Genomic DNA, 13,307 nt, shown 5'->3' with positions numbered 1-13,307 from the left:
CCTGCGGCAATGGAATTTTGGCTTGTATGTCTCGGGATTTTGGCATATTCATGCCAAAACACCTCGCGGGATAGTGGTGTGTGAACAGTAACCTAAAATCAACATCTTTTTCCATATTGTCGAAAAAACATAGCTTTTTCTATCTTTATCTGGTAAAATTGATATATAGCAATCCTCTAAAATAATGCATCTTAATATAGAGCGTATTTGAAAAATCATTTACAAGGACTGCTATAGATTATTATTTCAGTCAAACGACATATCTGAAAATGAATGTCCTGAAATGTAATTCCACTACATAAGATTCATAACAGAACGGAAGGAGGCCCTTTATGAAAACAAGGAAAAAATGGTTAAGAAAAACAACCGCTATCTGTACTGCAGCACTTCTTGGTACTGCTGCAATTCCATCTACAGCATTTGCAGCAGACAGCTACGCTTCCATTGAAAAAGATGCATGGGCAAAAAAGGTCACAGAAATGGCATCTTCTTACGCTACATCTATAGAAGAAAGCCAGTCTCTGATGTCAGGAATGCAGAGTGACATGATTCTGAAATTTGAAGATTCCGGACGCTCACTGCTGGGGTTTGTCGCACCATTTGATGTCTCCTGGCTGGACAATGTCACACTTTCCAATGATATCTCTTTTACAGAAGGAAAAGAAGGTATTCTGATGAAAGTCCTTCTTAATGATAATAAAATCTGTACTCTGGAATATTATCTTGATCCGGACAGCCAGGATATTTATATGCGCATCCCTGAACTCTCTGATAAATATTTCAAGACCAATCTGGAAGAAGCCGCAGATCAACAGGCTGCCAATATTGAAAATGATCTTGAAGAATTAACCCCTGATGATTCAGATGCAGATATTCCGACAGACAATTTCGCTTCCGCTTATTCTGACAGTCTCAGCCTGACTGTTTCCATGATGTCTGATCTGTCAGCAGCAGCTCCAGAAGCTTCTGTAGTAGAAACACTTCTGGATAAATACGGATCTATGCTTTTTGACAATGTAACAGAAGGCGAAAGCAGTCAGGAAACTCTGACAGCAGGTGATATCAGTCAGGACTGTACAGTATATGAAGGCCAGATTTCAGCCGAAGACGCTGTAAAAACTGCAACTGCAATCCTGGAAGAAGCAAAATCAGACAGTGATATTGAGAACATCCTCGATACCTGGACAGAGAAACTCTCAAGTAATGAGGACCTGCATGAAAGCTTTACCAAAGCTGTAGAAGACGGTCTTGATTTTCTGAAAGATGCAGATACCGGTGATTCCGATGATTCTCATCTCAACACCAGAATCTGGGTTGATGAGACCGGCAGAATTGCAGGACGTAAAATTGAGTTTCAGGAAGGTGATAAAATAACTCCTGTTCTGAACTGGCAGATGACCAGGGACGGCTCAGACTTTGGCTATCTTCTCTCCATTGAAACAGATGATTCCGGCACACTCTCCCTGTCCGGATCCGGTCAGATTGATGGCGGTAAATTAAACGGAACCTATAAAATTTCTCAGGATGATACAGCCGCAGCTGTTATCGAAGTAAAGGACTACGACACCGAATCTGCAAAAGAAGGTTACTTAAACGGTAACTATACTATCACCTTCCCTGCTGATTCTTCAGAAGATACAGATTCTTCTCTTTCCATGCTCGAGAACTTTGCACTTGTATTAGATTTAAATTCAGCAAAAGATTCTGGTTCTGTTGCACTGTCCGTTGAAAGTGCAGGAAGCACTCTCGGAAGCTTCACTGTTACTTCCGGTGCAGGCGAATCTGTTGAAATTCCGGACCTTACGGCTCTGGGAGATGTTTATGACGTAACCAATGAAGATGATATGAGTGCCTACGCAGCTACACTCGACCTCACTACACTTATGGATAATCTGTCCAATGCAGGCGTTCCGGACGAAGTCATCACTTATGTTCTCAGCGGCGGAAGCAATTCCGATGCCGAAGATGTTACTGATGAAAATGCCTCAGAAGCAGAGTCTGATGCTGAGTCTGATGAAGCAGGCGCAGCCTGACTTAGCAGCTTTATCACTATCGTCTACTGCAGCAGACGGTTCCAGTAATACTTTATCCCGATACCTACTACTACTGCTGTTATAAATTCACAGATCCAGAACGCATTCCACACAGCATCTGCCCCGGCAAAATGGCACAGCAGGTATGCTGCCGGAATGATCACTATAATATATCTTAATAACGAAATCACCAGGGACTGAGCACCTTTGCTCAGTCCTTCTAATGCACCGGAAGCTGTAACAGAGATGGCAGATGGGATAAACCCGATACTGATAATCTGTAATGCTGCAGTGCCAAGTCTTACAGTTTCCGGGTTCTCAGTAAACATTCCCATCAATGTCTCTGATGCTGTAAAGCAGATAATTGTTCCTGCCAGCATGATCATACCATTCAGAAGCACAGAAATCCCAAAAAGTTTCTTTACCCTCTGTATTTCCCCTGCTCCGTAATTATATCCTATCAACGGGCGCATTCCCTGGACAATGCCGCTTGCAGGCAGATATAAAAAAGTCTGAAGCTTATAATAGATTCCCAGAACCACTACATAGCTTCCGGAAAAAGCCGATAATATCTGATTCAGGAAAGAGATCAGAACTGACGGCAGGGCAATATTCAGGATTGCGGGAATCCCTACCATATACAGCTTCCCATCCAGGTTCCTGTTAAGTTCCAGATATTTCCTGCTGATCTCCACCGGAATACTACACTTCTTATATGCGATCAGATATACAATAACTGTAAATACCTGGCCAAGACCAGTTGCCAGTGCTGCACCTCTGATCCCCATTTCCGGAAAAATCCCCACTCCGAAAATCAGTAGCGGATCCAGGATAATATTGGAAATACAACCGATCATCAGGCTGATCATTGTCAGTTTCATTCTGCCCACAGCCTGAAAAATCTTTTCGAAGGACAGGCTGATCATGATCACTGTGGAAAATGCAAATGCAATAGTTGAATACTGCACACCAGGCGAGATCACTTCCTGCTCTTTTGTAAACATACCGAGAAATACAGGCATAAACGGAATACAGATTACTGTAAAAATAATTCCATGGATAATATTAAAGAGCATACCATGGGTAGCTGCTATATTCGCATTTTTAATATTTTTTGCTCCCAGCTGAAAAGAAATCTGTGCATTGATTCCCACACCGAAACCAATGGCAACTGCATTAATAAAGTTCTGTACAGGAAATACCAGAGACAGAGCTGTCATCGCCTGCTCACTGATCTTTGCCACAAAAAAGCTGTCTACGATGTTGTACAGTGAATTCACCAGCATAGACAGTACCATAGGCATTGCCATAGATGTCAGAAGCGGCAGAATCGGTTTTTTCTTCATAAAAGTATTGTTCATTCTTTTTTCCTTTCTCTGTTTCATTGCAACAAAAAACGCCACACAATTATCTCTACATTGCTGTATGATAATCGTGCGGCGAAAAGAGTTCATGTTTGTCACAAGACTGAAAAATCCACACCAGTTTTGGTGTGATAAACATATCATAATTTATTTCCTGCTGTCAAGACTTTTTATCCATTTTACTGCGTTCTCCTGATTCGGTGCTGAATACGGCACTGCAATGCATACAGGATCGTAGATTACACCTAATTCCTGTTCAAGCTCACTGTCAGTAATGGAAATGTGCGTAGTATCTGTCTGCATTCCAAACTTCTCAAAAGCTTCCTCACCCATCAATTCCTTCAAATCTGCAAATGGCTCATTCTTCTTCAAAGTCTGATAAAGCTTCTCCGGCATAACCATAATATCAATGGAACCTGCCTGGATCTGTGCCACATAAGCCATCTGTGCATTATAATCAAATTCTGCCATTTCAGAGTCCGTAGTAAGATTCACGCCTATCTCTACTTTACTATAGGGATCATCTTTGTACCCAAGTGTTTCTTTGATTTTCTGCTCAGGAGTTTCCGTATCATTTGCCATTGAATTTACCACTGTCATGGACAGAACTGTTTTTATTTTGGACTGTTCATAGTAATCCTTTATTCCGAATATAAGAGCAATCACTGCGATCACTCCGAAAATAGCCGGTTTATAATACATCCAGATATATTCCAGCTTTTTCTTTGGCCCCATTCCCTTTAATTTTTCTTTCTCAATCAGACGTCTTTCCTTCTTTGACAAATCCGATTCATTCTTAATCTCCGGATTCAGCACGCTTTCATCGTGCTCTTCTGCCTGTTCTGCTCTGTTCTTACTCTGGTTCTTGTCCTGATTTTTATCTGCCATTCTCTCTCCTTTGTATTTTCTGCATAATGATTTTCGGTAACTGTTCAGCAATCCTCCATTCTGCGAAACACCGGACGGTTACGTTCATAAGATTTACTGATTACTATATCACATTTTCCATTATGTGAACAGTTATAATTCCCGCGATGCAGGAAATATGAACCTCCTTGTGCAATGCCCAAGAAGTATCGTTTGCTTCGCAAACTTAATTTATGCTAATCGTATAAATTCGCGCAGTATATCTCGGGTTTTCTGTGACCTTCGCTCACAAAAAACACTTCGCGGGATATTACCAGTGAACAGTAACTTACTGCTCACTTGCATACGCAGAGACCGCAGATATGCCAGAAACTGTCACCACTGTCAGCATATATACCAAAACCGGACGCAGCCAAAAATAAATCTGACAGTTGCTGACTCCCAGACCTTCTGAACATTTTTTCAAAAGGTCTGACATCGCCGGATGAAGAAGATAGATCAGGAAAGCATATCTTCTTCCGGTTTCCACCAGTACAGAGGGAAAATTTATTTCCCTTCCATATAAAATAAGCCACAGAAACAGACAGATCACTGCAACACAATTTCCTATGTAAATTTCTCCAGCCCCCCGGAAAGCATACTCCATCATGCTGAGTGCCACACCGAAACTCATCCCTGCTTTCAATCCCCATTGCATCCATTGCTCCTGACGTTTGCATACTATCTTATCCTGATATTCACGGATCATCTGACCTGTAAGGAAAAAGCTCATTCCTGTAAACAGAAAGTTTCTGTATTCCATAGTGTGATAAAATCTGTCAAAAAGGACACAAAACTCCGCTCTCCATAAAAGTATTGCCAGCAATACAGGTGCCATACAATATGCAGCCTTACGCATTCTCCATTTTTCAATCAGGAGAGCAAGCAGATAACAGTAAATTAATGCAGGAAGAAACCATAAATGTGCTCTTACCGGAGAAGTACTGTTGTACACGAAAAATTCCTTCAGATGCTCTGTACTCACAAGCCCTTTTATCCATGTCCATACTCTCTCCCCATTCCAGGCTTTCATAAAACATTCCCAGATAAAATAAAACACAACTGAAACTGCAAAAAGCTTCATGATATGCAGGATTTTAGACAATATTCTTTTTGAGGCATTGCAATTTTGATAATAACAGAAATACCCGGATACCATAAAGAAAAACGGCACCGCACATCTTGCCAGTACTTTTACAAGCTGCCCGGCCTGTCCCGGAAAGCTTACATGGATGCATACCACCAGGCACGCAGCAATGGCCTTTACAGCATCCAGACTTTTATTTCGCATTTGATTTCTCACCCACCTTTTTCTGTTGTTTCATCTATAGCAGCCGAACAATCCGTAAATGTCTGACCTGACATCATTTCAGTCAGACAGATAAAATCATCCGCTTCGCTGCTATAATATATCAAAGCGAACCACACATGTCAAACCTCAGGCAGATACAGAAGTCATCAGCCAGCTTCGGTCCACCCTTGCAAGGAGCCTGGCATTATGATAGGCCATTCTGAGAGTCAGGCAGGTACGCCCCAGATATTTGCTTCCGTCCGAAGTTTTCATACACGCCAGTGCAAGGTCGGGTTTTCCCGGATGACGGAGACAGATTGGGAGCAGCAGCTGGATTGAGTGATTATAATACTGTGGAATTGCCGTCCTGTAATCTGCCTCAAGCATTCTTTTTGTCTGTTTCAGCGCGCCGTCAAACAGCTGCATTTTCATGCTGCTGTCACGTACTTCCTTTGGAAGACGGGCAGCATTTTCCTCATCCCCGAAAATATGCTCGTACTGTGGAATTACCGGAAGTTTTGTATCAAACACAAGATCTGACGGATTTTCCACATAGCATGCCTTTTCCGGCAGACAGGTGATTCCTTCTTTTAACAAATAGTATTCTGTATAAAAGCCATCCAGAAACCAGGGCTGCCTGTCCGGGACCAGATTGGGAATAAAATACGCATAAATCGGCTGATAATAGTAATTAAAGAGTCCTGTATTAAATATGGCATAATTCTTTTTCTCCCACACCTTCTGTTCTTCATAAAGGCGTTTAAATGTATGTTCCAGGTATCCTTTCAGAATTCCGTTATCATCTGTATCCGAAAAGCTCCACTTCTCCGGCACCATCCTTGCCAGATTCTGAATCTGCCGATTATAGTCTCCGCAATAAGTAAAATCAAATAAATTAATCATCAGGCTCCTCCTGTCCCTGCACCTTTCATATTGTCATTACTGTTCTCTCTTAATATTTATTGTATTTTGGAAAAAATATGGCAGAACTGCCAGATTATGATTTGTATGAAAATCAGTTTTGATTGTTATTATTTAACATACCATAATTTCTGTCAAAAGACAAGGATTAGCATCCTCCAAAAAATGTCAAAAATCACCATCTGACTTACAATTCAAAAGTTACTGTTCACTCCGTTCACAGTAACTTAGCCAAAATTCATTCCAGATTGCCTGCAGCAATGGAATTTTGGCTTGTATGTCTCGGGATTTTGGCATATTGATGCCAAAACACCTCGCGGGATAGTGGTACATTCAGACAGTATATTATCCATCCGGTAATACCTGATGCTTGTAGCCTGCCGGTCAGCTGTGTTATACTCTACACATATCAGCAATACGCAAATGCAGGCTGAACAACTGTTTCTATCCGCATTTGCGGGCAAGACTATTTTTCTTAAAGAAGGTTTTACAATGAAAAAAGACGGCTACTACTCTTCCGGAGAATTTGCACGGATGGCACATGTAACACTCCGCACTATCCGCTATTATGACAAACAGAATATCCTCAAACCCTCCTATGTAACAGAATCCGGCGCACGTTTTTATACAGATGAGGATTTTGCAAGACTTTCCCAGATCCTGCTTCTGAAATATCTGGGTTTCTCCCTGGATGACATACGGGAAATGACCATTGACGACTCAGACTATCATTTTATGGAAAATTCCCTGAACATCCAGCTAAAGCTGGTACGTGACCGTATCGAACAAATGCAGCTGGTGGAAAAGGCAATCCAGGATACCACAGATGCGATCCGCTCCCATCATGCCATAGACTGGAATCAGATGCTTGACCTGATCCACCTGACAGGCATGGAGAAAAGCATGAAAAATCAATACCAGAACGCCTCCAACATTTCCTCACGCATTAATCTGCACAGCCTTTATTCCCAGAATAAACAGGGATGGTTTCCATGGGTTTATGAGCAGTGCCAGATTCATCCGGGGATGCGTATCCTTGAACTTGGATGCGGCGACGGTGTTCTGTGGACACAAAATATTTCCAGCCTCCCCGGTAAAGTTTCCGTTACTCTTTCTGACCTTTCATCCGGAATGCTTCGTGATGCCAGACGTGCTATCGGACGCAAAGACAGCCGTTTTTCCTTCGAGGCATTTGACTGTGCAAGAATTCCTCATGAAGACAGAAGCTTTGATCTGGTCATTGCAAACCATGTGCTTTTTTACTGTGAAGATATCTCTGCTGTATGCAGCGAAATTCAACGTGTGCTCACTCCAGGCGGAAAACTGATCTGCAGTACCTATGGAAAAAAACACATGCAGGAAGTCAGCAGACTGGTCCGGGATTTTGACGACCGGATCGTTCTCTCCGCAGACAAACTCTATGAGCGTTTTGGCAGAGAAAACGGAGCAGATATCCTGGCACCGTATTTTTCCCGTATTTTCTGGGAAAGCTATAAGGACTCTCTTCTTGTCCCCGATGCAGAACCGCTGATTTCCTATATCCTCTCCTGCCATGGAAATCAGAATCAGTATCTTCTGGACAAATACAAAGATTTCCGGGGATTTGTATCGCGAAAGACAAAGGATGGGTTCTTTATTACCAAGGATGCCGGCATTTTTCTTTGTGAAAAATAACCAAAATTTAACTTTTTTGTAAAAAGTACTTGAAGATGACCTAAGGTCACCTTTTATAATACAATCACCAGAGTCAGGATGATATCGTAACTCAGACTGACAATCCAGAAACCCGTTGATTAGTACCGCAGTCGCCTGATATTTTGCTTATCATTTACACAGATAACTGACAGAATATCGCTCCGACCGCATACTGCCAAATAACAAAGGAGAATACACATGAAAGGTATTATTTTAGCAGGCGGTTCCGGCACACGCCTTTATCCGCTTACAATGGTAACATCCAAACAGCTTCTGCCAATCTATGATAAACCCATGATCTACTATCCCATGTCTGTACTGATGAATGCAGGGATCCGCGATATCCTGATCATCTCTACTCCGCAGGATACTCCTCGTTTTGAGGAACTTCTTGGTGACGGACATCAGTTCGGTGTCCATCTCACCTATGCAGTACAGCCAAGTCCGGACGGACTTGCTCAGGCATTTATCATCGGCGAAGAATTTATCGGTGATGATACTGTTGCCATGGTTCTCGGCGATAATATCTTCGCAGGACATGGACTGAAGAAAAGACTGAAAGCTGCTGTAAAGAACGCAGAATCCGGCGAGGGTGCAACTGTTTTCGGATACTATGTAGATGATCCGGAGAGATTCGGTATTGTAGAATTTGACCATGAAGGCAAGGCTATCTCAATTGAAGAGAAACCGGAGCACCCGAAGAGCAACTACTGTGTCACAGGTTTATACTTCTATGACAATCGCGTCGTAGAGTATGCAAAAAATCTGAAACCAAGTGCCAGAGGCGAACTTGAGATCACAGACCTGAACCGCATCTATCTGGAAAAGGGCGAATTAAACGTAGAGCTTCTCGGACAGGGCTTCACATGGCTGGATACAGGTACACACGAGAGCCTTGTGGAAGCCACCAACTTTGTAAAAACAATGGAAAGCCACCAGCACCGCAAAATCGGCTGCCTGGAAGAGATTGCATATCTCAATGGCTGGATTACAAAGGAAGATGTGCTGAAGGTTTATGAAATACTGAAGAAAAATCAGTATGGTCAGTACTTAAAAGACGTTCTGGACGGTAAATATCTGGATGTATTGCACTAACCGAAGCTTTTAGACCTGTACAAGCGAATTCGCAGTCAAGTGAGTGATATATCAAATTTTCAAACAGTTATTTGATATATCACCCGCCATGCAGCAAGGCGGATAATTTTATCTGCCTGACTCTATAACAGAATCTTACAGATATTCATATTATATATTTTTTAAGGAGAATCACTATGAACATTATCGTAACCGGCGGTGCCGGATTTATCGGAAGCAACTTTATTTTTCACATGTTAAAAAAATACCCGGATTACCGCATCATCTGTCTGGACTGTCTGACCTATGCAGGAAACCTTTCCACTCTTGCACCTGTCATGGACAACCCAAATTTCCGTTTCGTAAAAGAAAGCATCACCGACCGCGAGGCAGTTTACAAACTTTTTGAGGAAGAACACCCTGATATGGTTGTAAACTTCGCTGCAGAGAGTCACGTTGACCGCTCCATCGAAAACCCGGAAGTTTTCCTTACCACAAATATTATCGGTACTGCTGTTCTCATGGATGCATGCCGCAAATACGGTATCAAACGTTATCATCAGGTATCTACTGATGAAGTTTACGGAGATCTTCCATTAGACAGACCTGACCTGTTCTTCACAGAGGAAACTCCAATCCATACAAGCAGTCCTTACAGCTCTTCCAAGGCTTCTGCAGACCTTCTGGTGCTGGCTTACCACAGAACCTACGGACTGCCTGTAACCATCAGCCGCTGCTCCAACAATTACGGACCATATCATTTCCCGGAAAAACTGATTCCGTTAATGATCGCCAACGCATTAAATGACAAACCACTTCCTGTTTACGGAAAAGGTGAAAATGTACGTGACTGGCTGTATGTAGAGGATCACTGCCGCGCGATCGACCTGATCATCCACAAAGGACGTGTAGGCGAAGTTTATAATGTAGGTGGTCACAACGAAATGACAAACATTGATATCGTTAAGATCATCTGTAAAGAGCTTGGCAAACCGGAAAGTCTGATCACATATGTGGCAGACCGTAAAGGTCATGATATGCGCTATGCCATTGATCCGACCAAGATCCACAACGAACTTGGCTGGTTACCGGAAACAAAATTTGCAGACGGTATCAAGAAGACTATCAAATGGTATCTGGATAACAAAGAATGGTGGGAAACGATCATCTCCGGAGAATATCAGAACTATTATGAAAAAATGTACGCACACCGCGGGGAGGCATAAAATTATGAGAGTTTTTGTAACAGGTGTAGGCGGTCAGCTTGGACATGATGTTATGAACGAACTTGCGAGACGCGGCTATGAAGGTGTGGGAAGCGACATTGCTCCTTCCTACAGCGGAATCGCAGACGGCACTGCAGTTACCACAATGCCTTATGTGCAGATGGATATCACTGACAAGACTTCTGTAGAAAAAGTCATCAAAGAAGCAAATGTTGACGCTGTGATCCACTGTGCTGCATGGACAGCTGTAGATGCTGCCGAAGATGAAGAGAATCAGCCGAAGGTCCGTCTGGTAAATGTAACCGGAACTCAGAATATTGCTGATGTGTGCAAAGAGCTTGACATCAAGATGCTGTATCTGTCCACTGATTATGTATTCGATGGTCAGGGAATCACTCCATGGGAGCCTGACTGCAAGGACTATAAACCATTAAATGTCTATGGACAGACAAAGCTGGACGGTGAACTTGCCGTATCCAGCACAGTTGATAAGTTCTTTATCGTCCGTATTGCATGGGTATTCGGCAAAAACGGCAAGAACTTTATCAAAACCATGATCAACCTCGGAAAAACTCATGATACTCTCTCCGTAGTCAATGACCAGATCGGTACACCTACTTATACCTATGACCTGGCAAGACTTCTGGTAGATATGATCGAAACTGAAAAATACGGTTATTATCATGCAACCAATGAGGGCGGATATATCAGCTGGTATGATTTCACAAAAGAAATCTTCCGTCAGGCCGCTGCCATGGGACACCCGGAATATCTCCCGGAAAACATGACAGTCAACTCCGTCACAACTGCAGAGTATGGCGCTTCCAAAGCAGCCAGACCGTTTAACAGCCGCCTGGATAAGAGCAAACTGACAGCCAATGGTTTCACACCACTCCCCACCTGGCAGGATGCACTGGGACGTTATCTCAAGGAACTGGATTTCTAACAAGACGGAGTAATTTCCTATAACATAAAAAATCAGCTGGCAGCCGGCATATATTATACCGATTGTCAGCTGTATTTTTTTATACTCTTTTTCTGTTTTCTTCTGCTATTCTTCTTCTCTGCTGCGCTCCATATATTTTTCCATATCCAGTATTTTCTCTGATTTTGCAACGATCAGGGATGCTGCCACATCACCAAGACTATTGCTCATGGCACGCATCATACCCAGAAGCGAATCCATTCCCATGACCAGACCAATTCCAGCCAAAGGCACCTGCATCTGAGTCAGCAATACTGACAGACACACAAGCCCTGCTCCCGGCACTCCCGGCGCTCCCACCGACAGGACCAGAACAGAGAAAAACATGGACAACAGCATTCCTCCACTGATCTCCACCCCAAAGATCCTTGCCAGTGTCATGCCGAATATTACAAGATATATACAGGTTCCATCCATATTCACTGTTGCACCTAAAGGAATTGACAGAGAATAGATTTTCTTTGGAATGCCAAGCTTATGTTCACAGGCATCCATATTTACTATGATCGCAGCATTACTGGATGCCAGTCCAAACACCTGCAACATAGTAGGGCTGTATTTCTTTATAAACGGTACAGGAGTCAGATGTCCGATCAAAAGGATCAGCAGACAGTAAATTACCAGCATTACAATAATACCAACTGTAAAAGTTCCCAACATTGCCAGCATTGACAGTAATACATCCGGTCCTGTCTTTAATATAACTGTTAAAACAGATGCAAATGTTGCAATCGGTATAAACTGAACCAGAATAACCGTAATCTTCAGGAAAAGTGAATTACAGGCTTCAAATATATCCTTCAATATTTTGGAATAATCTCCGATCTTTCCAAGTGCGATCCCGATCAGGATTGCAAGAAAAATCAGCTGCAGCATATTGGATTCCAGAAAAGGTTTCACAAAATTCGAAGGAATAATATTAACAATAGTATCCTTAATAGAGATACTGACATCCGAAGATGCAATTGCTGACATATCTGCAGTCAACTTTGATGCAAGCCTCGGATCTCCGGGCTGAAAAACATAAAAAATACCAGTTGAGGAAAGAATAGCCAGTACAGTCGTAAGCATATAAAATCCCATAATCTTACCACCGATCCTGCCAACCTCCTTCAGATCTCCAAACTGAGAAATACTGCTGACAATGGAAAAGAATACCACAGGACCTACGATCATTTTTAATGCATTCAGAAACATGGTACTGATAGATGAAAAGATATTATCATTTAATGCAGTATTAACTGTATCAGGTACAAAGGTCTTCATAAGCATTCCCACCACAATGGCTGCTGCCAGGGCAAACATTGTCTGTATTGCCATTGCATGTGGATTTTTCTGTACCATGATCTCCACCATATTTGTATGATTCTTATTCTTATAGCGCAGCTGGTCTTTATTAGATCTCAGAAGGATATCTCTGATCATTCCCTCTTCTTCCTGCGAAGACTGCTGATCATCATTCTCCCGGTTCAGTACCTCCTCAACTGTATATCCCTGTATCAGTTGAAATTCCTGTCCCCTGAGAGTCATATTGACATAAATCCTGTTCAGATTTTTATTTAAACTGATACCAATCTGATCATCTTGACTCTCTGCGTGTTCAGTCAGTTTGACCAGCGCTTCCTCTACCACAAGCATGGTCTTCATTCTTTGCTTTTTTGCAATTTTTAATTCTGCAAGACCATTCTCAACAAAATTAATGCCGTCTGATATTTTTGACTGTTCAATTGATATTTTTTTATGCATATTTTCCCCCAATCTTACGAAACTCTCCTTCCAGCCCACTGTAGAACAAATAATCAGAACTTTATC

Annotated in this window: 10 protein-coding genes; 5 read left to right on the top strand and 5 right to left on the bottom strand. The window is 42.3% G+C overall.

Annotation, left to right across the window (positions count from 1 at the left end; genetic code table 11):
* The first annotated feature begins 332 nt into the window (after positions 1 to 332).
* Entirely contained in the window at positions 333 to 2,033 is a 1,701-nt protein-coding gene (locus I4V44_RS07910) for a hypothetical protein (RefSeq protein WP_196002569.1), read from the top strand.
* Positions 2,034 to 2,056: 23 nt separating this feature from the next.
* Here I4V44_RS07910 and I4V44_RS07905 read toward each other — a convergent pair whose 3' ends face one another.
* From I4V44_RS07905 to I4V44_RS07890, 4 genes are all read right to left on the bottom strand, one after another.
* Positions 2,057 to 3,394 carry an MATE family efflux transporter gene (locus I4V44_RS07905; protein WP_196002568.1) on the bottom strand — a complete coding sequence of 446 codons (1,338 nt, stop codon included), beginning with the start codon at positions 3,392 to 3,394 and terminating at the stop codon, positions 2,057 to 2,059.
* Positions 3,395 to 3,544: 150 nt separating this feature from the next.
* On the bottom strand, positions 3,545 to 4,285 hold the full coding sequence (locus I4V44_RS07900; RefSeq protein ID WP_008707524.1) for a hypothetical protein: 741 nt from the start codon (positions 4,283 to 4,285) through the stop codon (positions 3,545 to 3,547).
* A gap of 307 nt (positions 4,286 to 4,592) precedes the next feature.
* Positions 4,593 to 5,594 carry an acyltransferase gene (locus tag I4V44_RS07895; protein WP_196002567.1) on the bottom strand — a complete coding sequence of 334 codons (1,002 nt, stop codon included), beginning with the start codon at positions 5,592 to 5,594 and terminating at the stop codon, positions 4,593 to 4,595.
* 147 nt (positions 5,595 to 5,741) lie between these two features.
* Positions 5,742 to 6,497: a DUF3825 domain-containing protein gene (locus I4V44_RS07890; protein WP_020993689.1), complete on the bottom strand. Its 756-nt coding sequence runs from the start codon at positions 6,495 to 6,497 to the stop codon at positions 5,742 to 5,744.
* Between the two features lie 510 nt (positions 6,498 to 7,007).
* Between I4V44_RS07890 and I4V44_RS07885 the strand changes: the two genes are divergently transcribed.
* The 4 genes from I4V44_RS07885 (at position 7,008) to rfbD (ending at position 11,456) form a co-directional block, all read left to right on the top strand.
* Complete coding sequence (locus I4V44_RS07885) at positions 7,008 to 8,189, top strand: MerR family transcriptional regulator (protein WP_008707529.1); 1,182 nt, start codon at positions 7,008 to 7,010, stop codon at positions 8,187 to 8,189.
* A 219-nt stretch (positions 8,190 to 8,408) separates the two neighbouring features.
* Positions 8,409 to 9,305 (top strand): glucose-1-phosphate thymidylyltransferase RfbA, encoded by an 897-nt coding sequence (gene rfbA / locus I4V44_RS07880; RefSeq protein ID WP_022380581.1) that lies wholly within the window; start codon positions 8,409 to 8,411, stop codon positions 9,303 to 9,305.
* Positions 9,306 to 9,481: 176 nt separating this feature from the next.
* The gene (gene rfbB, locus I4V44_RS07875) at positions 9,482 to 10,510 is read left to right on the top strand and encodes a dTDP-glucose 4,6-dehydratase (RefSeq protein WP_118508597.1); all 1,029 of its coding nucleotides are present in this window, start codon (positions 9,482 to 9,484) and stop codon (positions 10,508 to 10,510) included.
* A gap of 4 nt (positions 10,511 to 10,514) precedes the next feature.
* Complete coding sequence (rfbD, locus tag I4V44_RS07870) at positions 10,515 to 11,456, top strand: dTDP-4-dehydrorhamnose reductase (RefSeq protein WP_196002566.1); 942 nt, start codon at positions 10,515 to 10,517, stop codon at positions 11,454 to 11,456.
* Positions 11,457 to 11,561: 105 nt separating this feature from the next.
* Here the strand turns inward: rfbD and I4V44_RS07865 are convergent, their stop codons facing one another.
* The gene (locus tag I4V44_RS07865; protein ID WP_196002565.1) at positions 11,562 to 13,241 is read right to left on the bottom strand and encodes a dicarboxylate/amino acid:cation symporter; all 1,680 of its coding nucleotides are present in this window, start codon (positions 13,239 to 13,241) and stop codon (positions 11,562 to 11,564) included.
* Between the last annotated feature and the right edge of the window lie 66 nt (positions 13,242 to 13,307).

The sequence above is a fragment of the Blautia sp. 1001283B150304_161114_C9 genome, from assembly GCF_015668165.1.
GTDB lineage: Bacteria > Bacillota > Clostridia > Lachnospirales > Lachnospiraceae > Blautia_A > Blautia_A wexlerae.
Note: the sequence above shows the minus strand (reverse complement) of the source record. Positions and strands in the feature narration are given on the sequence as shown.

Coding starts and splice junctions, on each gene's coding strand:
- I4V44_RS07910 (WP_196002569.1), top strand. CDS start 333: ATGAAAACAAGGAAAAAATGGTTAAGAAAAACAACCGCTATCTGTACT.
- I4V44_RS07905 (WP_196002568.1), bottom strand. CDS start 3,394: ATGAACAATACTTTTATGAAGAAAAAACCGATTCTGCCGCTTCTGACA.
- I4V44_RS07900 (WP_008707524.1), bottom strand. CDS start 4,285: ATGGCAGATAAAAATCAGGACAAGAACCAGAGTAAGAACAGAGCAGAA.
- I4V44_RS07895 (WP_196002567.1), bottom strand. CDS start 5,594: ATGCGAAATAAAAGTCTGGATGCTGTAAAGGCCATTGCTGCGTGCCTG.
- I4V44_RS07890 (WP_020993689.1), bottom strand. CDS start 6,497: ATGATTAATTTATTTGATTTTACTTATTGCGGAGACTATAATCGGCAG.
- I4V44_RS07885 (WP_008707529.1), top strand. CDS start 7,008: ATGAAAAAAGACGGCTACTACTCTTCCGGAGAATTTGCACGGATGGCA.
- rfbA (WP_022380581.1), top strand. CDS start 8,409: ATGAAAGGTATTATTTTAGCAGGCGGTTCCGGCACACGCCTTTATCCG.
- rfbB (WP_118508597.1), top strand. CDS start 9,482: ATGAACATTATCGTAACCGGCGGTGCCGGATTTATCGGAAGCAACTTT.
- rfbD (WP_196002566.1), top strand. CDS start 10,515: ATGAGAGTTTTTGTAACAGGTGTAGGCGGTCAGCTTGGACATGATGTT.
- I4V44_RS07865 (WP_196002565.1), bottom strand. CDS start 13,241: ATGCATAAAAAAATATCAATTGAACAGTCAAAAATATCAGACGGCATT.